The following is a 25466-nucleotide window of genomic DNA, read 5'->3' as shown; positions in this document are numbered from 1 at the left end:
CCGGAGCACGGTTGGCCGGTTCACTCGACCGGCGGGCCGGCTCAAAGCCTGCCACGCCGGGTGCGCAATCCGGACAACACCCCCCTTCTTCCCGCCATTCGCCCCGGATTCCTCCGATGTCTCCGCGACCGGCTCCGGCCGTCACGGGACGGATCGACCGGGCCCGGCGAAAGGAAAAGGCCCGGCGGAAGGAAAGATCCGGCGGAAGCGGAAGGTCCTGCGGGAGGAGAAGGTCCCGCGGGAGAAGACCGGAAGGACCGCCCCGCGCGAACCGGCTACAGGGTGCGCCGCATCGCCCGGTGGGGCATCCCTGCATCGGGGAACTCCGGCCCGTACGCCACGTACCCGAGCCGCTCGTAGAAGCCGAGGGCATGGGTCTGGGCGTGCAGGTCGACGGCGGTCAGCCCCAGCCCGCGGGCCGCGTCCTCGATGGCCCGGACCAGCGCGGCGCCGACGCCGAGGCCGCGCGCCCGCCCGGTCACCGCGAGCCTGCCGAGCGAGCCGACGGTCGCGTCGCCCCCGGTCCGGCCGACGGCGGCCGCCCCGTGCAGCAGTCGCCCGGTCCCGAGCGCCGTGCCGTCCGCCGCGAGGGCGATCACATGTACGGCGTCCGCGTCGTGGACGTCGTACTCGATCTCCTCGGGCACCTCCTGCTCGACGACGAAGACCTCCTTGCGGACCTGGAAACAGGCCGCGAGGTCCTGCTCGCCGACAGCGGTGCGCGTGGTGTACGGGACGGCCGGGCCGTCGCTCACCGGCTCTCCGCCGCGATCTTGTCCAGGGCCTGCTGGAGGTCGTCCGGGTAGCGGCTGGCGAACTCCACCCAGCGGCCGTCGGCCGGGTGCTCGAAGCCGAGCCGGACGGCGTGCAGCCACTGCCGGGTCAGACCGAGGCGCTTGGCCATCGTCGGGTCGGCGCCGTAGGTGAGGTCGCCGACGCAGGGGTGGCGGTGGGCGGACATGTGCACCCGGATCTGGTGCGTGCGGCCCGTCTCCAGCTTGATGTCCAGGAGGCTGGCGGAGCGGTACGCCTCGATGAGGTCGTAGTGCGTCACGGAGGGCTTGCCCTCGGCCGTGACGGCCCACTTGTAGTCGTGGTTGGGGTGGCGGCCGATGGGGGCGTCGATGGTGCCGCTCATCGGGTCCGGGTGGCCCTGGACCAGCGCGTTGTACTTCTTCTCGACGACCCGGTCGCGGAACTGCGCCTTCAGCAGGGTGTAGGCCCGCTCGGACTTGGCGACGACCATCAGGCCCGAGGTGCCGACGTCGAGGCGGTGGACGATGCCCTGGCGCTCGGCGGCGCCGGAGGTCGAGATCCGGTAGCCGGCCGCGGCGAGACCGCCGATGACGGTCGTGCCGGTCCAGCCGGGGCTCGGATGGGCGGCGACGCCGACCGGCTTCACGATCACGACGATGTCGTCGTCGTCGTGCACGATCTCCATGCCCTCGACGGGCTCGGCGACGATCTGCACCGGGGCGGCCGCCTGCGGCATCTCCACCTCGAGCCAGGCACCGCCGCTGACCCGCTCGGACTTCCCGACCACCGAGCCGTCCACCTGCACCTTCCCTGCGGCGGCCAGCTCGGCTGCCTTGGTGCGGGAGAAACCGAACATCCGGGAAATGGCGGCGTCGACGCGCTCGCCCTCCAGACCGTCGGGTACGGGCAGGGTGCGGACCTCGGGATGCGTACTCACCTGATCGAGTATGCCTTGCGCCCGCTAGTCCTTGTGCACGGTGCCGTCGGGGTCCAGGCCCTTGAAGGAGAGGATCACGATCAGGATGCCGCCGCAGACGATCGCGGAGTCGGCCAGGTTGAAGACGGCGAAGTGCGCGGGGGCGATGAAGTCCACCACCGCGCCCTCGAAGACGCCCGGGGAACGGAAGATGCGGTCGGTGAGGTTGCCGAGCGCACCGCCGAGCAGCAGACCGAGCGCGATGGCCCAGGGCAGGCTGTAGAGCTTGCGGGCGAGGCGGGCGATCACGACGATCACGGTCGCCGCGATGAAGGTGAAGATGATGGTGAACGCCTCGCCGAAGCCGAACGCGGCCCCGGGGTTGCGGATCGCGTTGAGCTGGAGCCAGTCGCCGATGAGCTCGATCGGCTCCTGGTGCTCCAGCTTCGCGACCACGATCATCTTGCTGATCAGGTCGAGGAGGTAGGCGAACACGGCCACCCCGAAGAGCACCATGATCCTCCGCTTGCCCTGCGCGGGGGTCGTCTCCCCGGCCCGGCCCGCTTCCCGGTCCTCGCCCCCGGTCTCCTCGGTCCCCTCAGTCTCGGGGATGTCCGGCGTACCGATGATGCGCTCCGCCTCTGCCACGTGAGTCCCTCAACCTAGGTTCCTGACTGAGGACGAGGGTACGACACACCGCGCGGTTCAACCTCGGCGCTCCTGCTTCTGCTTGTCCTCGACACAGAGCGTGGCCCGCGGGAACGCCTGCATCCGGGCCTTGCCGATCGGTTTTCCGCAGACCTCGCACAGCCCGTACGTCCCGGCGTCCAGCCTGGCCAGGGCCCGTTCGGTCTGCTCCAGCATCTCCTGTGCGTTGGCGGCGAGCGACATCTCGTGCTCGCGGGTGATGTTCTTGGTACCGGTGTCCGCGTCGTCGTCACCCGCGCCGTCGCCGGAGTCGCGCATCAGCCCGGCGAGCGCCGCGCTGGCGGCCTCCATCTCGCTGCGCAGCCGCATGACCTCGCTGCTCAGCTCGGCCCGCGCCTCGGCGACCTCGTCCGCCGTCCAGGGGTCCTCGCCCGGCCGGACCGCCAGTTCGCCGGGGGCCGTCGTGGCGGTCCCACGGGCCGGGGGCACGGGGGCCGGGCCCCCGTCGACCGTGCGGGTCCGGGCCGCGCTCTTCTTGGCTACCACCGTGTGGGCTCCCGTCTGCTCGGCGGACTCGGCCGCCACCGTGGCCGCGTGGGCGGCCTCCTTCGAGACCTTCGCGGCCGTGCTCCGGCCGGCCCCGGCCTTCTTCGCGGGCGCCTTGCCGGCCGGCGGCCCGTGCCCGGCGTCCGTGTGCTCGGCGGATGCCGGCCTCTTCCCTGTCGTGCTCTTCCTCGCCGCGGTCTTCTTCGCGGCGGTTTTCCTGGCGGCGGTCTTCTTCGCCACCGTCTTCTTCCCGGCGGTCCGCCCGGCGGTCTTCCCCGCCTCCGCTTCCCGCGTTCCGGATTCCGGGAGGGTCTCCGTACCCGCCTCCGCGCCGGTCGTCCCGGCCACCGCGCCCGTGGATCTCGTCGGCGCCGTCTTCTTCGCGGCGGTCTTCTTCGCCACCATGGCCGCGGCCCCTTCACATATTGTGATCTTGCACGCGAATCGTGCTGGGACGATAAATCGACCCCAGCCCCGCGGCAACGGGGCACACCGCCGAATCGCTCCTCCCCACGTCGGGTTTCCGACCTGCCTGAATCCGTTGTGCCCAGCTCACCGCCGGGTAATCCGTCCCCGGCACCCCGCCCGGCCCGGTCCGCGCCCGCCTGGCCATTCGGGTCACTCCCCCTCCCGCCGGAAAACCGGTCGGCCGTTGCCCGCGCGGGCCCTTACACTTGCCACAGCGAGAGGCGTGGATGGGACGAGTAGCGTCATACGCAGCCAGGAGCGACCCGGGGACGGTGGAAGCCCGGGGGCGAGCGTGCCGTGAAGATCACCCGGAGCCGTCGGAAGAAAGCCTTGGACAGTGGGCCCCGCCCACGGGCACAGGGCGAGTAGAACCGGCATCGCGCCCCAATGAGGGGGCCACGGGCGCATGCCCGGGGCCAAGGAGGGTGGTACCGCGGGAGTCGACGAGGCTCTCGTCCCTCCGACGGAAGTGGAAAACGTCCGCCGGAGGAAGTCCGCCCATGACATCGCCGCAGTACCGCCAGGTGCCCGCCCAGGTCGACCTGCCCGCGCTGGAGCACGCCGTGCTCGATTTCTGGCGCGAGAGCAAGGTCTTCGCCAAGACCCTCGAACAGTCCGAGGGCCGCCCCGAGTGGGTCTTCTACGAGGGCCCGCCCACCGCCAACGGCATGCCCGGCGCCCACCACATCGAGGCCCGCGTCTTCAAGGACGTCTTCCCCCGCTTCCGCACCATGCAGGGCTACCACGTCGGCCGCAAGGCGGGCTGGGACTGCCACGGCCTGCCGGTCGAGCTCGCGGTCGAGAAGGAGCTGGGCTTCAACGGCAAGAAGGACATCGAGGCGTACGGCATCGCCGAGTTCAACGCCAAGTGCCGCGAGTCCGTGACCCGGCACACGGACGCGTTCACCGAGCTCACGACCCGCATGGGCTACTGGGTCGACCTCGACAACGCGTACCGCACGATGGACCCCGAGTACGTCGAGTCGGTGTGGTGGTCGCTGAAGGAGATCTTCAACAAGGGCCTGCTGGTCCAGGACCACCGCGTCGCCCCCTGGTGCCCCCGCTGCGGCACCGGCCTGTCCGACCACGAGCTGGCGCAGGGGTACGAGACGGTCGTCGACCCGTCGGTCTTCGTCCGCTTCCCCCTCACCTCCGGCCCGCTCGCCGGCAGCGCCTCGCTCCTGGTCTGGACGACCACCCCCTGGACCCTGGTCTCCAACACCGCCGTCGCCGCGCACCCCGACGTCACCTACGTCGTCGCGACGAACGGCGAGGAGAAGCTGGTCGTCGCGCAGCCGCTCGTCGAGAAGGCTCTGGGCGAGGGCTGGGAGACCACCGGCGAGACCTTCACCGGCCGCGAGATGGAGCGCTGGACCTACGAGCGCCCCTTCGAGCTGGTCGACTTCCCGAGCACCGGCGGGGGAAGCAACGGGAACGGCCCGGCCGAGGCGCACTACGTCGTCAACGCCGAGTACGTGACGACCGAGGACGGTACGGGTCTGGTCCACCAGTCCCCCGCCTTCGGCGCCGACGACCTCCTGGTCTGCAAGGCGTACGGCCTCCCGGTCGTGAACCCGGTCCGCCCCGACGGCACCTTCGAGGAGGACCTGCCGCTGGTCGGCGGCGTCTTCTTCAAGAAGGCCGACGAGGCGCTCACCGAGGACCTGGCCGCCCGCGGCAAGCTCTTCCGGCACGTCCCGTACGAGCACAGCTACCCGCACTGCTGGCGCTGCCACACCGCGCTGCTCTACTACGCGCAGCCGTCCTGGTACATCCGCACGACCGCCGTCAAGGACCGGCTGCTCCAGGAGAACGAGAAGACCAACTGGTTCCCGGACTCCGTCAAGCACGGCCGCTTCGGCGACTGGCTGAACAACAACGTCGACTGGGCGCTGTCCCGCAACCGCTACTGGGGCACCCCGCTGCCGATCTGGCGCTGCGAGGACGGCCACCTCACCTGCGTCGGCTCCCGCGCCGAACTGGGCGAGCTGGCCGGCACCGACCTCTCGGAGCTGGACCCGCACCGCCCGTTCATCGACGAGATCACGTTCACCTGCTCGCAGGAGAACTGCCAGCTGGAGGCGCACCGCGTCCCGGAGGTCATCGACGCCTGGTACGACTCGGGCTCGATGCCGTTCGCGCAGTGGGGCTACCCGTACAAGAACAAGGAGACCTTCGAGAGCCGCTACCCGGCGCAGTTCATCTCGGAGGCCATCGACCAGACCCGCGGCTGGTTCTACACGCTGATGGCGGTCGGCACCCTGGTCTTCGACAAGTCCTCGTACGAGAACGTGGTCTGCCTGGGCCACATCCTCGCCGAGGACGGCCGGAAGATGTCCAAGCACCTGGGCAACATCCTCCAGCCGATCCCGCTCATGGACCAGCACGGCGCGGACGCGGTGCGCTGGTTCATGGCGGCCGGCGGCTCCCCGTGGGCGGCCCGCCGCGTCGGCCACAACACGATCCAGGAGGTCGTCCGCAAGACCCTCCTGACGTACTGGAACACGGTCGCCTTCCAGGCCCTGTACGCCCGTACGTCCAACTGGGCCCCCTCCGCGGCCGACCCGGCCCCGGCGGACCGCACGGTCCTGGACCGCTGGCTGCTGAGCGAGCTGAACGCGCTGGTGGACCAGGTCACGCAGGCCCTGGAGGGGTACGACACCCAGCGCGCCGGCAAGCTCCTGTCGGCCTTCGTCGACGACCTGTCCAACTGGTACGTGCGTCGCTCGCGCCGCCGCTTCTGGCAGGGCGACAAGGCGGCGCTGCGCACCCTGCACGAGGTCGTCGAGACGGTGACCCGGCTGATGGCCCCGCTCACCCCGTTCATCACCGAGCGGGTCTGGCAGGACCTGGTCGTCCCGGTCGCCCCGGACGCCCCCGAGTCGGTGCACCTGGCCACCTGGCCGAAGGCGGACCCGGCGGCGATCGACCCGGCCCTCTCCACGCAGATGGCGCTGGTGCGCCGGCTGGTCGAGCTGGGCCGGGCCACCCGCGCCGAGTCCGGCGTCAAGACCCGCCAGCCGCTGTCCCGGGCCCTGGTCGCGGTGACCGGCTTCGAGACGCTCTCCCCCGAGCTGCACGCCCAGATCACCGAGGAGCTGAACGTCTCCTCGCTGGCCTCGCTCTCCGAGGTCGGCGGCTCGCTGGTCGACACGACCGCGAAGGCCAACTTCCGGGCGCTCGGCAAGCGCTTCGGCAAGGGCGTCCAGGCGGTGGCCAAGGCGGTCGCGAACGCCGACGCGGCGGCCCTCTCACTGGCCCTGCGCGAGGGCACCGCTTCCGTCGAGGTGGACGGCGAGACGGTCACCCTCTCCCCGGACGAGGTGATCATCACCGAGACGCCGCGCGAGGGCTGGTCGGTCGCGTCCGACTCGGGCGCGACGGTCGCCCTGGACCTGGAGATCACGCCGGAGCTGCGGCGCGCGGGCCTGGCCCGTGACGCGATCCGGCTCATCCAGGAGGCCCGCAAGAACAGCGGCCTGGACGTGGCGGACCGCATCGCCGTCCGCTGGACGTCGTCCTCCCCCGCCACGGTGGAGGCGCTGACCGAGCACGCCGCCCTGATCGCGGACGAGGTCCTGGCCCTGGACTACGCGCAGGGCGAGGCGGACACGGCGTACGGCGAGCCGTTCACGGACGAGGGCCTGGCCCTGACGTTCCGCCTCCGCAAGACGGAGCAGTAAGACCCGGAACACCGGAGGGGCCCGGCGGACAGCCGTCCGCCGGGCCCCTCTTCCGTTCCTCTCCCCGCACCGCCCTCCGGCCGGGGCCGCCCACCGGCCCCGCACCGCGGGCCCGCCCCGTACCAGGCAAAAGGGCCGGGCCCCGGGGAAACCCCGGGGCCCGGCCCTCAGCCTGCCGACGGCTACGCGCTCATCGCGCGTACCCGGCTCAGTTGTCGTCCTCGTCGATCAGGAACCCGCGCATCGGCGAGGGAGCCTGCTGCATCGGCTGCGGCGCCTGCGGCCGCACCGGCGCCATCGGCTGCGTCATCGCCGGCGACATCTGCTGCTGACCGCCGTACGAGGGGCCACCGCCCATGGACGGGTTGCCGCCACCCATCGGCGGGTTGCCACCGCCCATGGTGTGGCCCATGGCACCCGCACCGGCCGGGGCCAGCGAGGGCGACGGCGGCAGCGAGGCGGTCGCCGGGGTCCGCGGCGGGGCCAGCGAGTCGTCCGCCTGGGTCTCCAGCTGACGCAGCTGGCTCTCCAGGTAGGACTTCAGACGGGTCCGGTACTCGCGCTCGAAGCCGCGCAGGTCCTCGACCTTGCGCTCCAGCGTCGCGCGGGCCGACTCCAGCGAGCCCATCGCCACGCGGTGCTTCTCCTGCGCGTCCCGCTCCAGCGCGTCCGCCTTGGCGCGGGCGTCCCGCTCCAGGCCCTCGGCGCGGCTGCGCGCCTCGCCGACGATCTTGTTGGCCTCGGAACGGGCCTCCGCGATCGCCTGGTCGGCCGTCTGCTGCGCGAGCGAGAGGACACGGGCGGCGCTGTCGCCGCCGGGGCCCTGACCGGGCTGCTGCATCTGCGGCTGCTGCATCTGCTGCATCTGCTGCTGCGGGGCGTGACCGCCCATGGGGCCGCCCATCGGGCCACCCATGGGACCGCCCTGCATCGGACCGGGGCCGTGCGGGCCCTGCGGGCCGGGGCCGTGCGGGCCCTGGGGACCAGGACCGTGACCGCTGGGACCGGCGGGCAGCTGCGGAGCACCACCGGGCAGCTGGGGGGGACCCATCTGCGGGGGCTGCTGCTGGACCGGCGGTCCCGATATGGCGGCGGGCACGGGTGCGCCGGGCCTGTCCTGCGGCTCCGGCTTGCGCATGCCCTGCTGCTGGTTCTGCGCGGCGGCACGCGTTGCGGCGGCCAGCTTCGCGCGCAGATCCTCGTTCTCACGGAGCAGGCGGGTCAGCTCGGACTCGACCTCGTCGAGGAAGGCATCGACCTCGTCCTCGTCATAGCCTTCTCGGAGGCGGACGGTCGTGAACTGCTTGTTCCGCACGTCCTCAGGAGTCAGCGGCATCTCTTCTTCACCTCTACGTAGTCGTCGGCAGTCGGCAAGACCGTATCGCTCACAGCCTGATCACGATGCTGATCAGGATGTAGACGATGATCATCAGAACGAAGAAGGACAGGTCGAGTGCCACGCCCCCGAGACGCAGCGGCGGGATGAACCGCCGCAGAAGCTTGAGCGGTGGATCGGTGACAGTGTAGGTGGCCTCAAGTATGACCACCATCGGCTTGCCGGGCTGCCATGAACGCGCGAACTGGAAGACGTAGTCCATGACCAGCCGGAAGATCAGCACGATGAGGAAACACATCAGCGCGACATAGACAACTTGCACTGCGACGCCCATTTCGCGCTTCCCTCTCCCCTGGCTCTCGTAGCTCCGGCCTCACGGCCGGGGTTGTTCCCGTTGTCGTGTTCTCAGCTCTGGTTGAAGAATCCGCCCTCAGCGATGCGGGCCTTGTCCTCCGCCGTGACATCGACGTTAGCAGGCGACAACAGGAACACCTTCTGCGTCACACGCTCAATGCTGCCATGGAGACCGAAGACGAGGCCTGCAGCAAAGTCGACAAGTCGCTTGGCGTCCGTATCGTCCATCTCCGTGAGATTCATGATCACCGGAGTGCCCTCACGGAAGTGTTCCCCGATGGTACGGGCCTCGTTGTAGGTCCTGGGGTGCAGCGTGGTGATGCGGTAGGGCTCCCGCTCGGACACGACCTTGGGCATGATCACCGGTGCGTTCTTCTCCATGTTCGGACGTTCAGGTGTGATGGATGCCACGGGAGCGATCCGGGCGGGTCGTTCTCTTTCCGCCGGGATCTGAACCGGCTCCCGCTGCGCGGGGGGCTGCACCGCTCGTACCGGTTCCTCCCGCTCCCGTTCGCGGTCCCGCTCCACCTGATGCGCGGGCTGGTGCCGCCGCCGGTCCCGCTCGGGCTCCGGCTCGGGCTCGAATTCGTCGTCGGGGTCGAACCCCGGACCGTCGTACCCATCGTCCTCCACGAGGCCGAGGTAGACCGCCATCTTGCGCATCGCGCCGGCCATGCTCCGAGTCCTCCGCTCTGTGGTGGATCGGCATATGTCACCAAGTGCCCCGCGATCCACTGAGGTCTGCCCGCCATCAGCGGGAATGACCATATTTTCTGCTGTGGTCCGACCTGCTTGGCGACGTTACCCGAGCCCGGGTCGGACTCCGAGTACCGCCGTACCGACGCGCACATGTGTCGCCCCGGCCGCGACCGCGTCCTCGAGGTCCGCGCTCATTCCTGCGGAGACCATGTTCGCAGCCGGATGGTTCCCGCGCAGCCGGGATGAGAATTCCATCAGCCGGTCGAAGGCGGCCCGTTGCCGCCCCGCGTACGGTCCGGCGAGCGGGGCGACGGTCATCAGGCCGTCGAGCCGCAGCCCCGGCGCGGAGCCGACCGCGGCGGCCAACTCCTCGATCCCGTCCGGCGCGACGCCGCCCCGGTCGCCCCGTTCGCCGCTCTCCGCGTCCAGTGCCACCTGGATGAGGCAGCCCAGTTCGCGCTCCTCGCGCACGGTCGCCGCCGAGAGCGCCGCGACCAGTTTGACCCGGTCCACCGACTGCACGACATCGGCATAACCTGCCACGGAGCGAACCTTATTGGTCTGCAATTGACCGACAAAGTGCCATGTGAGCGACAGATCCGCACATTCGGCTGCTTTGGGGGCCGCGTCCTGGTCACGATTCTCCGCGACATGACGCACACCGAGTTCATGCAGAATCCGCACATCGCTCGCGGGGTAGGTCTTGGTGACCACGATGAGGGTCACTTCGTCCCGCCCGCGCCCCGCGGCGGAACAGGCGGAAGCGATACGTTCCTCCACCCGTGCCAGGTTTTCGGCGAGTTGGGTTCTACGGTCCGTCATGCCCTATCAGTCCAACCAGACATATCCGGCGAGCCGCCCGGTGGTGCGGTCGCGGCGGTACGAGAAGTGGTCGCTCGATTCGAGGGTGCAGACCGGCGAGGCCCGGCGGTCCTCGACCCCGAGCGCCTCGAGCTGGGCGTGGACCCCCGCGACGACGTCCACGGCCGGGGTGCCCCAGCTGGTCTCGGACCATGCCGCGGGGACGCTGCGCGCGACCTCGGCGCGCATGTCGGCCGGGACCTCGTAGCACCGCCCGCAGACCGCGGGACCGGTGCGGGCGACGATCCGGGAGACCTCGGCACCGAGCCCGGTCATGGCCTCGACCGCGGCGGGGACGACCCCGGCGACCAGGCCGGGACGGCCCGCGTGCGCCGCGGCCACGACCCCGGCGACCGGGTCGGCGAGCAGTACGGGGGTGCAGTCGGCCGTGAGCACGGCGAGCGGGAGGTCGCGTCGCGCGGTCACCACCGCGTCCACCGCGGGTATCTCCGCGGCGTCGCCCCACGGGCCGTCGACGACCGCGACGTCCCTGCCGTGCACCTGGTTCATCCAGACGACCCGGGCCGGGTCCAGGCCCAGGTCGCGGGCGGCGCGCCCGCGGTTGGCCAGAACGGCGGCGGGGTCGTCTCCGACCGCGCCGCCGAGGTTGAGCTCCTCGTAGGGGGCTGCGCTCACCCCGCCCCACCTGTCGGTGAAGGCGAAGTGCGCACGGCCCCCGGAGGCTACTGCGTGGTGCTGGTCTATCACTTCAAGAAGTCCGGGACATCCAGCTCTTCGGCCTGGGAGTCCTGGTAGGGACGGGCCGAGGGGACCTGCGGCGGGGCGACCGGCGGCAGGTGGCTCTCGCTCACCACCGGCTTGGGCTCCACCTGGACCGGCGGCTCCTCGCGGATGGGCACGGAGCCCAGTCCGCCGCTCTGGCGCACCGGCTCGGCGGAGCGGACCGGCGGGACCTGCTCCTCGCGCTTGGCGGAGCTCGCGCCCAGGACGTTCTCCCGGCGGGCCGGCGGCTGTCCGCCGTCGAAGCCGGCCGCGATCACGGTGACCCGCACCTCGTCGCCCAGCGCGTCGTCGATGACCGCGCCGAAGATGATGTTCGCCTCGGGGTGCGCCGCCTCGCTCACCAGCTGGGCGGCCTCGTTGATCTCGAAGAGACCGAGGTCGCTGCCGCCGGAGATGGAGAGCAGGACACCGCGGGCGCCGTCGATGGACGCCTCCAGGAGCGGCGAGGAGATCGCCATCTCCGCGGCGGCCACCGCGCGGTCGTCGCCGCGGGCCGAGCCGATGCCCATGAGCGCCGATCCGGCCTCGGACATGACCGACTTGACGTCGGCGAAGTCGAGGTTGATCAGACCGGGCGTCGTGATGAGGTCGGTGATGCCCTGGACACCCGAGAGCAGCACCTGGTCGGCCGACTTGAACGCGTCGAGCACGCTGACCTGGCGGTCCGAGATGGACAGCAGCCGGTCGTTGGGAATGACGATGAGGGTGTCGACCTCTTCGCGGAGCTCGGCGATGCCGTCCTCCGCCTGGTTCGCGCGTCGCCGGCCCTCGAAGGTGAACGGGCGGGTGACCACGCCGATCGTCAGGGCGCCCAGCGAGCGGGCGATGTTGGCGACGACGGGTGCGCCGCCGGTGCCGGTGCCGCCGCCTTCTCCGGCGGTGACGAAGACCATGTCGGCCCCCTTGAGGACCTCCTCGATCTCCTCACGGTGGTCCTCTGCCGCCTTGCGACCGACGGCCGGGTTGGCCCCGGCGCCGAGGCCGCGGGTGAGTTCGCGGCCGACGTCGAGCTTGACGTCGGCGTCGCTCATCAACAGGGCTTGCGCATCAGTGTTGATCGCGATGAACTCGACGCCCTTGAGACCGACCTCGATCATTCGGTTGATGGCATTGACACCACCGCCGCCGACACCGATGACCTTGATGACTGCGAGGTAGTTCTGCGGTGCTGCCACGTCGAAGGCCTCTCGCCTCGAGTTACGTGTCGTCGCTGCGCGTTGTTCCCGCCGCGACGACGGATGCCGATTGGGACGGTCCGAAGTGCCGACCCAAACCCTAACGTTCAAGTTTAGGGTTACCAGTGTGTCTGCTTCATGGACTCTTCCGAACAGGACACTAAGTCGACAAGTGGCGCGCGTTCAACGAACACGCCGAACCTCCCGTTTTTCTTTTCACCCTATGTGATCACCCGTAGCGCTGACCAACCAGGGTGCTGGCCAGGCCAAATGCGCGTCAACTGCCCGATGCCGCAGGGGCCGTGGGTGCACTCACGTCGAAGTGTCCCGCTTTGGGAGCCGCTTTCATGAGAGCGGTGAGAACTCTCGCCTTCACCGGACCTCCTTCGGCACTGCCCCAGACCACCGTGCGCCCCCGGGTGAGCTCCAGGGAGATCGAGTCGTACGAGGTGACCCGCACGACCTCGGTGTCCTCGGCGACGCCGGCCGGGAGTTCACCGGCGACCCGGACCGCCGCCCCCACCAGCCGGTCGCTGCCGAACCGGCGCAGGCTCGCGGACTTCTGGGGCGCCAATTCCAGCAAAGGTACACCGTCGGGCGATTTGTCCACCGTTGCGAAGCGCACGCCTTTCGCGTCGACTTCGGTGAATTTTACGCCCTTCTTGATCAGCAGGACCGGCTGCCGTTCGGCCACTTCGAGACGGATTCCGTGCGGCCACGACCGCACGACGTCCACCGAATCGATACGGGGCAGTTCCCGGAGCAGCCGGTCGGCGATGACGTCGGTGTCGACGGAGGCCAGCGGCGCCCCGACCGGTACCGCCGCGACGGCCTCCACCTCGGCCGGGGTCAGCACGTCGAGGCCGGTGGTCGCGACCTGCTCGACCCGGAGCCAGGAGGAGCCGTAGAGCGCCCAGACGACGCCGGAACCGAGCAGCAGCGCCAGCACGCCGCTCACGATCAGCGTCCTGCGGCTGGGCAGTCGGCGCCCCTCGGGGCGCGTGCGCGGCGGGCGGGCCGGGGATTCCTCCCGCTGCGCCGTACCGCGCCGGGCGGTTGTCGGTCCGGCCACGCTCGCTCCTCACACCGGGTCCGGGGGCACCGCCCCCGGACCCGTCGGCCTCACGCGCCTCGGCGTGCGGCGATCGCCTCGTACACCATGCCGACGAGCAGGTCGTCGGCGTCCCGGCGGCCGAACTCGGCGGCGGCGCGGGACATCTCGTACAGCCGGTGCGGATCCGCGAGCACCGGGAGGACGTTGCCCTGCACCCACTCGGGGGTGAGCGCCGCGTCGTCCACCAGCAGACCACCGCCGGCGTTGACCACCGGCTGGGCGTTGAGCCGCTGTTCGCCGTTGCCGATGGGCAGCGGGACGTACGCGGCCGGGAGCCCGACGGCGGAGAGTTCGGCGACGGTCATCGCGCCGGCGCGGCAGAGCATCATGTCGGCCGCGGCGTACGCGAGATCCATCCGGTCCACGTACGGTACCGGGATGTAGGGCGGCATCCCGGGCATGTTGTCCACGCGCGGCAGTTCGTTCTTCGGACCGACCACGTGCAGGACCTGGATCCCGGCGCGCTGCAGCAGCGGGGCGACCCGCTGCACCACCTCGTTGAGCCGGCGTGCGCCCTGCGAGCCGCCGGAGACCAGCAGCGTCGGCAGGTTGGGGTCGAGGCCGAAGGCGGCGCGCGCCTCGGGGCGGACCCGGGCCCGGTCCAGGGTGGCGATGGTGCGGCGCAGCGGGATGCCGATGTAGCGGGCGCCGCGCAGCTTGCTGTCGGGGGTGGAGACCGCGACGCCGTGGGCGTACCGCGAACCGATCTTGTTGGCCAGGCCCGGGCGGGCGTTGGCCTCGTGGACGACGATCGGCACCCCGGCCCGCTTGGCGGCGAGGTAGCCGGGCAGGGCGACGTAGCCGCCGAAGCCCACGACGCAGTCCGCCCTGGTGCGTTCCAGGACCTGCTCGGCGGCCTTGATGGTGCCGCGCAGCCGTCCCGGGACGGTGATCAGTTCCGGGGTGGGCTTGCGGGGCAGCGGCACGGCCGGGATCAGGGCGAGTTCGTACCCCCGCTCGGGTACGAGCCTGGTCTCGAGTCCGCGCTCCGTGCCCAGGGCAGTGATTCCCACGGTCGGGTCCTGCCTGCGCAGGGCGTCCGCGAGGGCGAGCGCGGGCTCGATGTGGCCGGCGGTCCCCCCACCGGCGAGTACGACATGCACCGAAATTCACCGCTCTCCGGACGGACGCTTCTTGACGCGCCGTCTCATCGTCTTCCATCTCACCCCGGGCCTTCGCATGGCCAGGGCCGCCTTCGCTGCGGGGTCCTCTCGCGCGAACGCGATCAGCAGCCCGACGGCGAACATGGTCGGCAGCAGGGCCGACCCTCCGTAGGAGAACAGCGGGAGCGGGACACCGGCGATCGGCAGCAGGCCGAGCACCGCACCGATGTTGATCACGGCCTGCACCGTGATCCAGGTGGTCACACCTCCCGCGGCGTACCTCACGAAGGGGTCCTCCGTGCGTCCGGCCACGCGGATACCCGCATAGCCTAGAGCCGCGAAGAGGGCGAGCACCGACAGCGTCCCCGCCAGCCCCAGTTCCTCCCCTGTGATGGCGAAAATGAAGTCGGTGTGCGGTTCAGGCAGTTGACCCCATTTTTCCACACTTGCACCGAGCCCGGAACCGAACCATCCGCCGGAGGCCAGAGCATAGATGCCGTGCACGGCCTGCCAGCAGGAGTCCCCCGGTCCGGGTTCGGTGGCGCCGATGCAGGCGAGCCGCGACATCCGGTTCGGGCTGGTCTTGATCAGCACGAAGGCGATGAGCGCGGCGAAGCCGAGCACCCCGGCGAAGAGCCGGGTGGGCGCCCCGGCCAGCCAGAGCAGCCCGAAGAGGATCGCGGTGAGGATGATCGCGGTGCCCATGTCGCCGCCGAGCATGATCAGCCCGAGGAGCATGAAGGCGACCGGGACGAGCGGGACGAGCAGGTGCTTCCACTGCGCCAGCAGCCGCTTGTCCTGTTTGCGGGCGAGCAGGTCCGCGCCCCACAGGACCAGGGCCAGCTTGCCGAACTCGCTGGGCTGGAGCTGGAAGGGACCGCCCAGGTAGAGCCAGTTCTGGTTGCCGTTGACCGACATCCCTATCCCCGGCACCTGGACCAGCACCATCAGGAAGACGGTTCCCATGAGCAACGGGTAGGCGAGCGCCCGGTGGAGCTTGCCGGGCATCCGGGCGGCGAGCGCCATCAGCCCGGCGCCGATGACGGCTGCGAGGAACTGCTTGCGGAAGAAGTAGGTGCTCGGCTTGTCGAGTTCCAGGGCCTTGATCATCGAGGCGGAGTAGACCATCACCAGGCCGAGCACGGTGATCAGCAGGCCCGCGCCCAGGATCAGGTAGTAGGCGGTCAGGGGGCGGTCCCAGGCCCTGCGCACCCGCTCGTACACCCGGCGCGCGCCGCCGCCGCGCGGGGAGCGCGAGCCGCCGGTGGAGCGCCCCTTGGAGCGGGGGGCGGCTGGGCGGCGGGCGCCGGTGGCCGACCGGACCCGCAGCGCGGTGCCCAGCGGCACCGGAGCGCCCGTGCCCGCACCCGCGAGCAGGCGCGGGGGGAATGCCCGGCTGATCGGCGCGGTGGCCCGTGAGCGGTGCCCACAGGCCGCGGCGGAGCTCTCTTCGGCCGGCATTGTCGCTGTCCCCTCCACTGCTCGTGCCCGGGGCCGCCGCCGGGGGCCGGGGCCCGCGACGCGGCGGCCCGCCCCCGGTCGTCCGGGACAGTACGGCGCGGGGACCGGACCCGTCAGGCGCTCTCGGCGGCGAGCGCGCGGACCGCGTCCGCGAACGCCTCGCCCCGCTTGTTGTAGTTGACGAACATGTCCATCGAGGCACAGGCCGGGGCCATCAGCACGGTGTCCCCCGGGCGGGCGAGCCGTGCCGCCTCCCGGACCGCCTCGGACATCGCCCCAGTGTCGGTCCGGTCGAGGTCGACCACCGGGACCTCGGGGGCGTGTCGCGCGAGGGCTTCACGGATCAGTTCCCGGTCCCGGCCGATCAGGACGGCGCCGCGCAGCCGTCCGGCGGCCGCGGTCACCAGTTCGTCGAAGGTCGCGCCCTTGGCGAGGCCCCCGGCGATCCAGACGATCGGGTCGTAGGCCGCGAGCGAGGCCTCGGCGGCGTGGGTGTTGGTGGCCTTGGAGTCGTCGACGTACGCCACCCCGGCGACGTCCGCGACGTGCTCGATGCGGTGCGGGTCGGGGCGGAAGGCCCGCAGCCCGTCCCGTACGGCCGCGGGCTCGACGCCGAAGGCACGGGCCAGGGCCGCGGCCGCCAGGGCGTTGGCGATGTTGTGCGGGGCCGGCGGGTCGATGTCCCCGACCTCGGCGAGCTCCTGGGCCTGCTTCTGCCGGTTCGCCACGAAGGCGCGGTCGACGAGGATGCCGTCGACGACGCCGAGCTGGGAGGGGCCGGGCGTGCCCAGGGTGAAGCCGATGGCCCGGCAGCCCTCCTCCACGTCGGCCTCGCGGACCAGGTCCTCGGTGGCCGGGTCCGCCACGTTGTACACGCAGGCGACCCGGTTGCCCTCGTAGACCCGGCCCTTGTCGGCGGCGTAGGCCGCCATGGAGCCGTGCCAGTCGAGGTGGTCCGGGGCCAGGTTGAGGACGGCCGCGGAGTGGGCGCGCAGCGAGGGCGCCCAGTGCAGCTGGTAGCTGGACAGCTCGACGGCGAGCACGTCGTACTCCTGGTCGCCGACCACGGCGTCCAGGAGCGAGACGCCGATGTTGCCGACGGCCGCGGTGCGCAGCCCGGCCGCCTCCAGGATCGAGGCGAGCATCCGTACGGTCGTGGTCTTGCCGTTGGTGCCGGTGACCGCCAGCCACGGGGCCGCGTCGGGGCCGCGCAGCCGCCAGGCGAGCTCGACGTCGCCCCAGACCGGGACGCCCGCCTCGGCGGCTGCCGCGAAGAGCGGCTTGTCGGGCTTCCAGCCCGGCGCGGTGACCACGAGCTCGGTGGACTCGGGCAGGGTCGCCCCGTCGCCGAGGCGCACGGCGATGCCCTGCGCCTCCAGCTCCGCGGCCTGCGTCCGGGAACGCTCGTCGTCCCCGTCGTTGACCACCGTGACGACGGCCCCGAGGCCGTGCAGCACCTTGGCCGCCGGGATCCCGGAGACCCCGAGTCCCGCGACGGTGACGCGCTTGCCCTGCCAGTCCGGGTTGCTCACTTCTCGGCTGCCCATCCTGCGTAGAAGAGACCGAGTCCGACGATCACGCACATGCCCTGGATGATCCAGAAGCGGACCACGACAAGGACTTCGGACCACCCCTTGAGTTCGAAGTGGTGCTGGAGCGGTGCCATCCGGAAGACCCGCTTGCCGGTCATCTTGAAGGAACCGACCTGGATGACCACGGACATGGTGATCATCACGAAGAGGCCGCCGAGGATGGCCAGCAGGAACTCGGTGCGGGAGCAGATCGCCAGGCCGGCGAGCGCGCCGCCGAGGGCCAGCGATCCGGTGTCGCCCATGAAGATCTTGGCGGGCGAGGTGTTCCACCACAGGAAGCCGAAGCAGGCGCCCATCAGCGCGGAGGCGACGACGGCGAGGTCGAGCGGATCTCGCACCTGGAAGCAGGCGTTGGGGTTGGTCAGGGTCTCCGCGTTGACACAGGACTCCTGGAACTGCCACAGCCCGATGAAGGTGTACGCGCCGAAGACCATCACCGAGGCGCCGGTGGCCAGACCGTCCAGGCCGTCCGTCAGGTTCACGCCGTTGGACATGGCGAGGATCATGAACAGCGCCCAGACGACGAACAGCACCGGGCCGATCGTCCAGCCGAAGTCCGTGACGAACGACAGCCGGTCGGAGGCCGGGGTGTTGCCGTGCTTGTCCGCGAACTGGAGCGAGAGCACCGCGAAGGCGACGCCCACGATCAGCTGGCCCGCCATCTTCGCCTTGGCCCGCAGACCCAGCGAACGCTGCTTGACGATCTTGATGTAGTCGTCGAGGAAGCCGACGAGGCCCATGCCCGCCATCAGGAAGAGCACCAGCACGCCGGAGAATCGCATCTCCTCGCCGGTGATCAGCTTCGCCGCGACGTACGCGATGATCGTCGCCAGGATGAAGGCAATGCCGCCCATGGTGGGCGTGCCCTTCTTGGACCCGTGGGTGCGCGGGCCGTCGTCCCGGATGAACTGGCCGTATCCCTTGCGGGCCAGCAGCTTGATCAGCAGCGGAGTTCCGACCAGGGTCAGGAAGAGCCCGATGGCCCCCGCGAACAGGATCTGCCTCATCGGCCCGCGACCTCGCCCTCGGACGCGTTGCCCAGCAGTGCCATGGCGACCTGCTCCAGGCCGACCGACCGGGACGCCTTCACCAGCACGACGTCTCCCGGGCGCAGTTCACTGCGCAACAGGTCGACCGCAGCCTGTGCGTCGGACACGTGCACCGACTCCTCACCCCACGAACCCTCGTTGTATGCGCCCAGTTGCAACCAGGAGGCTTCTCTCCCCCCGACGGCGACGAGCTTGCTGACGTTGAGCCGGACGGCGAGCCGTCCGACCGCGTCGTGCTCGGCGAGCGAGGCGTCGCCGAGCTCGGCCATCTGGCCGAGCACCGCCCACGTACGCCGGCCCTTCCCCATGGCGACCAGCGCGCGCAGCGCGGCTTTCATGGATTCGGGGTTCGCGTTGTAGGCGTCATTGACGAACGTCACGCCGTCCGGACGCTCGGTGACCTCCATGCGCCAGCGGGAGAGGGTGCCCGCCTCGGAGAGCCCTTCGGCGATCTCGTCTGCGGACAGGCCCAACTCATGGGCGACGGCGGCCGCGGCGAGCGCGTTCGACACGTGGTGCTCACCGTACAGGCGCATGGTCACGTCGCTGCACCCGGTGGGTGTGTGGAGCTTGAAAGCGGGGCGCCCGTCGTCGGTGAGACGGACGTTCTCTCCCCGTACGTCCGCTTCCGCGGCTTCACCGAAGAGCAGCACCCGGGCCTTGGTGCGGGAGGACATGGCGCGTACCAGCGGGTCGTCGGCGTTGAGCACGGCAACGCCGTCCTCGGGCAGCGACTCGACCATCTCGCCCTTGGCCTGCGCGATCTGCTCCCGGCCGCCGAACTCGCCGATGTGGGCGGTGCCGACGTTGAGGACAAGGCCGATCCGGGGCGGGACGAGGCCGGTGAGGTAACGGATGTCGCCGATGTAGCGGGCGCCCATCTCCAGCACGAGGTGGCGGGTGTCCTCGGTGGCGCGCAGGGCGGTGAGCGGCAGGCCGATCTCGTTGTTGAGGTTGCCCGCCGGGTAGACGGTGGGCCCCTTGCGTTCGAGGAGCTGGGCGATGAGGTCCTTGGTGGAGGTCTTGCCGGCGGAACCGGTGAGCGCGACGACGGTGGTGCCGAGGCGGCCCACGACGGCCCTGGCGAGCGCGCCGAGCGCCGCCAGGACGTCGTCGACGACGATCGCCGGAACACCGACGGGGCGGGCGGCCAGCACTGCTGCCGCGCCCGCCTCGACGGCGCGCTGCGCGTAGTCGTGGCCGTCGACCCGCTCGCCGGCGAAGGCGACGAACAGGCTGCCGTGCTTCACCTCCCGGGAGTCGATGACGACCGGTCCGCTGACGGTTGCTGCCGGATCGGGTATGTCGTGCGACTGCCCGCCGACGATTTCGGCGATCTCGGCGAGGGAAAGGGCGATCACTTGGTCATCCCTGACTGTTGTTCTCGTGGGTGTGGGCGCGGGGAGCGGCGTCCGTGGTGCTCGCGCGCCCCAGGGAGCGGTCGATGGCCGCGCGCAGGACCACGCGGTCGTCGAAGGGGCGTACGACGCCGTGGATGTCCTGGCCCTGCTCGTGGCCCTTGCCGGCGACCAGCACGGTGTCACCGGGTTCGGCACGGGCGACCGCGGCGGCGATGGCCGCGGCCCGGTCGGCGTCGACCAGGACGTCGCCCCGCTCGTGGACGGGGACCTCGGCGGCGCCCGCGAGCATGGCGGCGAGGATTCCGAGGGGGTCCTCGGAACGGGGGTTGTCGGAGGTCAGTACGGCGGTGTCGGCGAGGCGGGCCGCGGCGGCGCCCATCGGGCCGCGTTTGGTCGTGTCCCGGTCGCCGCCGCAGCCGAGGACGATGTGCAGCCTGCCCTCGGTGACCTTGCGCAGGGCGCGCAGGACGGATTCGACGGCGTCGGTCTTGTGCGCGTAGTCGACGACCGCGAGGTAGGGCTGCCCGGCGTCCACCCGCTCCAGCCGGCCGGGGACCCCGGGGACGGCCGCGACGCCGTCGGCCGCGGTCTGCGGGTCGATGCCCGCGACGGCGAGGGTGACGATCGCGGCGAGGGTGTTGGCGACGTTGAACGGGCCGGGCAGCGGGGCCCTGGCCGCGATCCGTTCGTCCTTGGGGCCGACGACGGTGAAGGTGGAGCCCAGCGGACCCACCTCGACCTCCTCGGCCCGCCAGTCGGCGTCCGGGTGGCCCTCGGCGGAGAAGGTGACGACCGGGACGGACGCCTCGGTGACCAGCCTGCGGCCGTACTCGTCGTCGAGATTGACGACGCCCTGCCGGCTGCGGCCGGGGGTGAAGAGCCGCGCCTTGGCCTGGAAGTAGTCCTCCATGTCGGAGTGGAACTCCATGTGTTCCGGGCTGAGGTTGTTGAAGACCGCGACGTCGAAGACGCAGCCGTCGACCCGGCCGAGCACCAGCGCGTGGCTGGAGACCTCCATGGTCACCGAGTCGACGCCGCGTTCGCGCATGACGGCGAACAGGGCCTGCAGGTCGGTGGCCTCGGGGGTGGTGCGTTCGGACTTGATGCGCTCGTCGCCGATCCGCATCTCGACGGTGCCGATCAGTCCGGTGGCGCGGCCCGCGCCGCGGAAGCCGCCCTCGACGAGGTACGCGGTGGTGGTCTTGCCGGACGTCCCGGTGATCCCGATCTGGAGGAGGTCGGCTCCGGGGCGTCCGTAGATCTCGGCGGCGAGTTCGCCCATCCGGCCGCGCGGGTCCTCGACGACCAGCACCGGCAGTCCGGTGGCGGCGGCGCGTTCGGCGCCCGTCGGGTCGGTGAGGATCGCCGTCGCGCCGAGGCCGGCCGCCTGGGCGGCGAAGTCGGCGCCGTGCAGACGGGCGCCCGGCAGGGCCGCGTACACATCACCGGGGCGCACCGCCCGCGAGTCGTGGGTGATGCCGGTGACCTCGCCGGTCCCCGGCGGTTCGACTCCCAGCCGGGCCGCCAGTTCGCCGAGCGGCGTCGGTCCGATCCGGTCCGGACGGGGCGCTCCCGGGTATTGCGCGGGCGCGGCCTTCTGGGTGGTTTGGAACTGATCAGCGTGGGGCACGGCGGTGAGCGTACCGGGAGCACCCGGCCTCTCGCGAAGTGAGGGGCCGGGGTTCCGGTGGTTCCGGTTCCGGTTCCCGGGTTCGGGCGTGATGGTTGTCACTGCTTGGTTCCCCGGGTTCCCTCGTCGGGTTCGAAGGACACCGGCAGCCTGGCCGGGCCGCTGCCGGACGGCGGGGTCTGGAGGGTCTTCAGCGCGAATTCCATGACCTGCTTGTAGATCGGCCCGCAGATCTGGCCGCCGAAATAGCTGCCCTTGGTCGGGTTCTGGATCGCGCAGTAGACGGTGATCTGCGGCTTGTCGGCGGGCGCGAAGCCAGCGAAGGACGCGGTGTAGCCGTGGTATCCGCCGCGCACCGGATCGACCCGGTTGGCCGTACCGGTCTTGCCCGCCACCCGGTAGCCCGGGATCTTGGCCTTCGTGCCGGTGCCCTCCTCGTCGCCGACCACCGACTCCAGCATGGCGGCCAGCGTCCTGGCGGTCTTCGCGCTGATCACCCTGGTCCGCTCGGGAGGATCGGCGGCCAGGAAACGGCCGTCGGCGTCCTTGGTGCCGCGCACCAGCGTGGGTTCGATCCGGACACCGCCGTTGGCGATCGTGGAGTAGATGGAGGCGGCCTGCATGGCGTTGAGCGAGAGGCCCTGGCCGAACGGGATCGTGTACTGCTGCGAGGTCGACCAGTCGCCGGGGGCGGCGAGGATGCCGGGGGTCTCGCCCGGGTAGCCGAGGCCGGTCGGCGAGCCGATCCCGAATTTGCGCAGGTAGGAGTGGAGGACCTTGTTGGCCTCCGGCTGCGTCCTGCCGAGTTCGCCGGTGGCCAGGATGGTGCCGATGTTGCTGGACTTGGCGAGTACGCCGTTGAGCGTCAGGTACCAGGTGGGGTGGTCGATGTCGTCCTTGAAGAGCCGGTCGCCGCGGTGCAGCCGGTTGGGGACGGTGACATGGGTGCCCGGGGTGGCGACCTTCTCCTCCAGTACGGCGGCCATCGACATGACCTTGCTGGTGGAGCCGGGTTCGTACGCGTCCTGGAGCGCCGCGTTGCCCAGCGCCGCCGCGTCGGCCTGCGAGAGGTCGTTGGGGTCGAATCCGGGGGCGTTGGCCATGGCGAGGACCTCGCCGGTCCTGGCGTTCTGGACGATCACGTAGCCCCGGTCGGCCTTCGACTTCTTCACCTGGTCGGTGATGGCCTGCTGGGCGGCCCACTGGATGTCGCGGTCGATGGTGAGCTCGATGTCGGACCCGGCGACGGCCGGGATCTCCTTGGTGCCCGCGGTGGGCACCCGTCGGCCGCCGGCCTGGGCGTACCTGATCTTGCCGTCCTCGCCCGCCAGTTCCTTGTCCAGTTTCGATTCGAGGCCGCCCGCGCCCTTGCCCTCGGCGTTGACGTAACCCAGTATCCCGGCGGCGAGCCCGCCGTTGGGGTAGACCCGTTTGGTCGTCGCCTCCTGGAAGACCCCGGCCAGCACGTTGGCCCCGGCGCCGCCGCGTGCCCGGTCCTCGGACGCCTTCTCGGCGAAGACCGATTTGAGGTCCTTGATCTGGTTCCAGACCTGGGGGGTCTGGCGGCGGGCCAGGACGGTGTAGCGGCCTTTTCCGGCCAGTTTTCGGGTCAGTTCGGCGGTGTCGGTGCCGAGGATCGGGGCGAGCAGCGCCGCGGCCTGCTGGGGTGCGTCGGGGGCCTTGCTGAACTCGGGCGTGAACATCGAGGGGTCGGCGGTGATGTTGTACGCGTCGACGCTGGTGGCCAGCGCGACCCCGTTGCGGTCGGTGATCTCGCCGCGCTCGGCGGAGATCGTGTAGTCGAGGTAGCGGTTCTCCTTCGCCTTGGCCGCGTACGCGTCGGCGTCGACGGCCTGGACCTGGAGGAGCCGGACGACGAACGCCAGCATGACGAGCGTCAGCGCGAGGCTGACCAGCCGGAGCCGGGGGCGCGGATTGCCCAGTCGCAGCGGACCCGCGGGGCGGGGGCGGGACGGGCGCGGGGCCGGGGCGGAGGGGCGGCGGGCGGCGGGCCGGGGGCGCCGTCCGTCCGTGGCGCCGCGCGGGCGGGCGGGGCCGGGGACCCGGCGGCGCGGTGGTTCCTTGGACGGCACTGGGTCACCTGCCGGGGCTCGTCGAGGGCTGGTCCGCCGGGGTGCGCGGCGTGGTGGACGGGGCCGCGGGGGCGGTGGGACGTGTGGTGCCCGAGGGGGTGGGCGGGGTCCGTGCGGCGGTACGGGACGCGGCGCCGGCGGTCGGCCCGGCCGCGGGGGTCCCGGTACCGCGCGGCGGGGTCGGGGTCGGCTCGGCGCTGGCCTCGGAGGGCACGCCCCGGACTTTGCCGTCCGGGCCGAGGAAGGCGGGGCTGCCGCCGGGCACCATGCCCAGCTCGCGGGCGCGCCGTTCCAGGGCGTCCGGCTTGGAGTGGCTGTCGACGTCGCGCTGGAGGGCCTGCTGCTCGTCGGTGAGCTCGGTGGTCCGCTTCTTCAGCTCGCTCAACCTGAACGATCCTTCGTTGAGGGCCGAGTTGAGCACCAGGAGCGTGATCAGGCCGCCACCGAGAAGCACCACGACCAGCAGGACGAAGGGGGTGCGTGCCGCTCTGCTGGGCCGGGACGGCAGCAGCCGGGCGAGCCGCGCGGCCCGCCCCTTCAACTGCGCGGCCGGTTTGCTCACCGCGCCGCCCCGGACGTCGCCGGGGGCCGGAGGTCCGGACGCCGGGCGCTCATCGCTCCTCCTCGCGGATCCGCTGGGCGCCGCGCAGCCGGGCGGGGGCGGCCCGCCGGTTCTCGGCGACCTCCTCCTCCGTGGGCAGCTCCGCGCCGCGGGTCAGCAGCTTCAGCCGGGGCTGGTAGCGCTCGGGCACGACCGGCAGTCCGGGCGGCGCCGTGGTGGCGGCGCCCGCCGCGAACACCTGCTTGACCAGCCGGTCCTCCAGCGAGTGGTACGAGAGGACGGCGATCCGGCCGCCGACCGCGAGGCTCTGCACGGCCGCCGGGATGGCCCGCTCCAGGACGGTGAGCTCGCCGTTGACCTCGATGCGCAGCGCCTGGAAGGTGCGCTTGGCGGGGTTGCCGCCGGTCCGCTTGGCGGCCTGCGGCAGCGCGTCGCGGATCAGCTCGACGAGCCGGGCGCTGTTGCTGAACGGCTCCTTCTCGCGCTCGCGCACGATCGCGGAGACGATCCGCTTGGCCTGCTTCTCCTCGCCGTACGCCCGCAGGATGCGCACCAGCTCGCCCGGCGGGTACGTGTTGAGCACCTCGGCCGCGCCGATGCCGGTCGTCTGGTCCATGCGCATGTCGAGCGGGGCGTCCTGGGCGTAGGCGAAGCCGCGGTCGGCCTCGTCCAGCTGCATGGAGGAGACGCCGAGGTCGAACAGGACGCCCTGGACCTTCGGGACGCCGAGTCTGTCGAGCACCTCGGGAAGTTCGTCGTAGACGGCGTGCACCAGGGTGGCCCGGTCGCCGTACGGGGCGAGCCGCTCGCCGGAGAGCCGCAGCGCCTCCTTGTCCCGGTCCAGCGCGATCAGCCGTACGGAGGGGAAGGCCGAGAGCAGCGCCTCGCTGTGTCCGCCGAGGCCGAGGGTGCAGTCGACGACCACGGGCGCCTGCGGGCCCGGCGTCTCCAGAGCCGGGGCCAACAGGTCCAGGCACCGCTGGAGCATCACCGGGACGTGTCGGGTCTGGCTCATGTGCCCTCTCAGGCTCAGGTCCCGTGCGGTCGTACGTGCGGCCCGGTCCCCGCCCGCTCAGAAGGGGAGGCCGACCGGCACCGGGAAAGGGGCGCCTGCCGACCGGCGAGCGGGAGAGGGCCGGGCCGCACGTACGCCGCACACGGGGGAAATCTTCGGAATGTGCGGGGTGTCGGTAACTTCCCGTCACTTTAGTCCACCCTGCCATTCGATCGATTCCCGATCAATCAGCCGGGCTGCGCGTCGCCCTGCCCGGCGCTCACCCGCCCGGAGGAGCGCCGGGAGGCTTGTGGGTTACCT

General features: G+C 71.3%; 21 protein-coding genes. 1 reads left to right on the top strand and 20 read right to left on the bottom strand.

Annotated elements, in window-relative coordinates; all coding sequences use genetic code 11:
• Positions 1-275: 275 nt before the first annotated feature.
• Genes ABZZ04_RS13075 through ABZZ04_RS13060 form a run of 4 tightly spaced genes read right to left on the bottom strand, consistent with a single transcriptional unit; the run spans position 276 to position 3271 of the window.
• A complete protein-coding gene (locus tag ABZZ04_RS13075) occupies positions 276-755 on the bottom strand; it encodes a GNAT family N-acetyltransferase (RefSeq protein WP_356932267.1) in 480 nt (159 codons plus the stop codon).
• Positions 752-1693, bottom strand: a complete 942-nt coding sequence (locus tag ABZZ04_RS13070; protein WP_356932266.1) for an RluA family pseudouridine synthase — start codon at positions 1691-1693, stop codon at positions 752-754. Before ABZZ04_RS13070 ends, ABZZ04_RS13075 begins: the two co-directional genes overlap by 4 nt.
• Positions 1694-1717: 24 nt before the next feature.
• A complete protein-coding gene (gene lspA, locus ABZZ04_RS13065; protein WP_356932265.1) occupies positions 1718-2320 on the bottom strand; it encodes a signal peptidase II in 603 nt (200 codons plus the stop codon).
• Positions 2321-2377: 57 nt separating this feature from the next.
• The gene (locus tag ABZZ04_RS13060) at positions 2378-3271 is read right to left on the bottom strand and encodes a TraR/DksA C4-type zinc finger protein (RefSeq protein WP_356932264.1); all 894 of its coding nucleotides are present in this window, start codon (positions 3269-3271) and stop codon (positions 2378-2380) included.
• A gap of 563 nt (positions 3272-3834) precedes the next feature.
• Between ABZZ04_RS13060 and ileS the strand changes: the two genes are divergently transcribed.
• Positions 3835-7017 (top strand): isoleucine--tRNA ligase, encoded by a 3183-nt coding sequence (ileS, locus tag ABZZ04_RS13055; protein WP_356932263.1) that lies wholly within the window; start codon positions 3835-3837, stop codon positions 7015-7017.
• 208 nt (positions 7018-7225) lie between these two features.
• Here ileS and ABZZ04_RS13050 read toward each other — a convergent pair whose 3' ends face one another.
• The 16 genes from ABZZ04_RS13050 to rsmH form a co-directional block, all read right to left on the bottom strand.
• Positions 7226-8353 carry a DivIVA domain-containing protein gene (locus tag ABZZ04_RS13050; protein WP_356932262.1) on the bottom strand — a complete coding sequence of 376 codons (1128 nt, stop codon included), beginning with the start codon at positions 8351-8353 and terminating at the stop codon, positions 7226-7228.
• A 49-nt stretch (positions 8354-8402) separates the two neighbouring features.
• Complete coding sequence (locus ABZZ04_RS13045) at positions 8403-8687, bottom strand: YggT family protein (RefSeq protein WP_148834395.1); 285 nt, start codon at positions 8685-8687, stop codon at positions 8403-8405.
• 71 nt (positions 8688-8758) lie between these two features.
• Entirely contained in the window at positions 8759-9382 is a 624-nt protein-coding gene (sepF, locus tag ABZZ04_RS13040; protein ID WP_148834397.1) for a cell division protein SepF, read from the bottom strand.
• Positions 9383-9508: 126 nt separating this feature from the next.
• The gene (locus tag ABZZ04_RS13035) at positions 9509-10228 is read right to left on the bottom strand and encodes a YggS family pyridoxal phosphate-dependent enzyme (RefSeq protein WP_356932261.1); all 720 of its coding nucleotides are present in this window, start codon (positions 10226-10228) and stop codon (positions 9509-9511) included.
• Between the two features lie 6 nt (positions 10229-10234).
• A complete protein-coding gene (gene pgeF, locus ABZZ04_RS13030; protein ID WP_356932260.1) occupies positions 10235-10975 on the bottom strand; it encodes a peptidoglycan editing factor PgeF in 741 nt (246 codons plus the stop codon).
• Positions 10972-12186 (bottom strand): cell division protein FtsZ, encoded by a 1215-nt coding sequence (gene ftsZ, locus ABZZ04_RS13025; protein ID WP_356932259.1) that lies wholly within the window; start codon positions 12184-12186, stop codon positions 10972-10974. The genes pgeF and ftsZ overlap by 4 nt, the downstream gene beginning before the upstream one ends.
• Before the next feature lie 277 nt (positions 12187-12463).
• Positions 12464-13258, bottom strand: a complete 795-nt coding sequence (locus ABZZ04_RS13020; protein ID WP_356932258.1) for an FtsQ-type POTRA domain-containing protein — start codon at positions 13256-13258, stop codon at positions 12464-12466.
• A 50-nt stretch (positions 13259-13308) separates the two neighbouring features.
• On the bottom strand, positions 13309-14403 hold the full coding sequence (murG, locus tag ABZZ04_RS13015; protein ID WP_356932257.1) for an undecaprenyldiphospho-muramoylpentapeptide beta-N-acetylglucosaminyltransferase: 1095 nt from the start codon (positions 14401-14403) through the stop codon (positions 13309-13311).
• Positions 14404-14409: 6 nt separating this feature from the next.
• Positions 14410-15750, bottom strand: coding sequence for a putative lipid II flippase FtsW (ftsW, locus tag ABZZ04_RS13010; RefSeq protein WP_356932283.1), 1341 nt, complete (start codon positions 15748-15750; stop codon positions 14410-14412).
• Between the two features lie 227 nt (positions 15751-15977).
• Positions 15978-17411 carry a UDP-N-acetylmuramoyl-L-alanine--D-glutamate ligase gene (murD, locus tag ABZZ04_RS13005; RefSeq protein WP_356932256.1) on the bottom strand — a complete coding sequence of 478 codons (1434 nt, stop codon included), beginning with the start codon at positions 17409-17411 and terminating at the stop codon, positions 15978-15980.
• Entirely contained in the window at positions 17393-18463 is a 1071-nt protein-coding gene (gene mraY, locus ABZZ04_RS13000) for a phospho-N-acetylmuramoyl-pentapeptide-transferase (RefSeq protein WP_148834411.1), read from the bottom strand. Before mraY ends, murD begins: the two co-directional genes overlap by 19 nt.
• Positions 18460-19866 (bottom strand): UDP-N-acetylmuramoyl-tripeptide--D-alanyl-D-alanine ligase, encoded by a 1407-nt coding sequence (murF, locus tag ABZZ04_RS12995; RefSeq protein ID WP_356932255.1) that lies wholly within the window; start codon positions 19864-19866, stop codon positions 18460-18462. The genes mraY and murF overlap by 4 nt, the downstream gene beginning before the upstream one ends.
• A gap of 4 nt (positions 19867-19870) precedes the next feature.
• On the bottom strand, positions 19871-21598 hold the full coding sequence (locus ABZZ04_RS12990) for a UDP-N-acetylmuramoyl-L-alanyl-D-glutamate--2,6-diaminopimelate ligase (RefSeq protein WP_356932254.1): 1728 nt from the start codon (positions 21596-21598) through the stop codon (positions 19871-19873).
• Positions 21595-23589, bottom strand: coding sequence for a penicillin-binding protein 2 (locus tag ABZZ04_RS12985; protein WP_356932253.1), 1995 nt, complete (start codon positions 23587-23589; stop codon positions 21595-21597). Before ABZZ04_RS12985 ends, ABZZ04_RS12990 begins: the two co-directional genes overlap by 4 nt.
• A 4-nt stretch (positions 23590-23593) precedes the next feature.
• On the bottom strand, positions 23594-24151 hold the full coding sequence (locus tag ABZZ04_RS12980; protein ID WP_356932252.1) for a septum formation initiator: 558 nt from the start codon (positions 24149-24151) through the stop codon (positions 23594-23596).
• A gap of 49 nt (positions 24152-24200) precedes the next feature.
• A complete protein-coding gene (rsmH, locus tag ABZZ04_RS12975; RefSeq protein ID WP_356932251.1) occupies positions 24201-25166 on the bottom strand; it encodes a 16S rRNA (cytosine(1402)-N(4))-methyltransferase RsmH in 966 nt (321 codons plus the stop codon).
• Positions 25167-25466 lie beyond the last annotated feature (300 nt).

The organism is Streptomyces sp. NPDC006435, from assembly GCF_040612315.1.
Taxonomy (GTDB): domain Bacteria; phylum Actinomycetota; class Actinomycetes; order Streptomycetales; family Streptomycetaceae; genus Streptomyces.
The sequence above is the reverse complement of the archived record's forward strand: the minus strand, read 5'-3'. Positions and strand labels throughout refer to the sequence as shown.

Excerpts from the sequence above, each read along its gene's own strand:
- ABZZ04_RS13060 (WP_356932264.1), bottom strand. The coding sequence starts at position 3,271 with ATGGTGGCGAAGAAGACCGCCGCGAAGAAGACGGCGCCGACGAGATCC.
- ileS (WP_356932263.1), top strand. The coding sequence starts at position 3,835 with ATGACATCGCCGCAGTACCGCCAGGTGCCCGCCCAGGTCGACCTGCCC.
- ABZZ04_RS13050 (WP_356932262.1), bottom strand. The coding sequence starts at position 8,353 with ATGCCGCTGACTCCTGAGGACGTGCGGAACAAGCAGTTCACGACCGTC.
- ABZZ04_RS13045 (WP_148834395.1), bottom strand. The coding sequence starts at position 8,687 with ATGGGCGTCGCAGTGCAAGTTGTCTATGTCGCGCTGATGTGTTTCCTC.
- sepF (WP_148834397.1), bottom strand. The coding sequence starts at position 9,382 with ATGGCCGGCGCGATGCGCAAGATGGCGGTCTACCTCGGCCTCGTGGAG.
- ABZZ04_RS13035 (WP_356932261.1), bottom strand. The coding sequence starts at position 10,228 with ATGACGGACCGTAGAACCCAACTCGCCGAAAACCTGGCACGGGTGGAG.
- murD (WP_356932256.1), bottom strand. The coding sequence starts at position 17,411 with ATGGGCAGCCGAGAAGTGAGCAACCCGGACTGGCAGGGCAAGCGCGTC.
- mraY (WP_148834411.1), bottom strand. The coding sequence starts at position 18,463 with ATGAGGCAGATCCTGTTCGCGGGGGCCATCGGGCTCTTCCTGACCCTG.
- rsmH (WP_356932251.1), bottom strand. The coding sequence starts at position 25,166 with ATGAGCCAGACCCGACACGTCCCGGTGATGCTCCAGCGGTGCCTGGAC.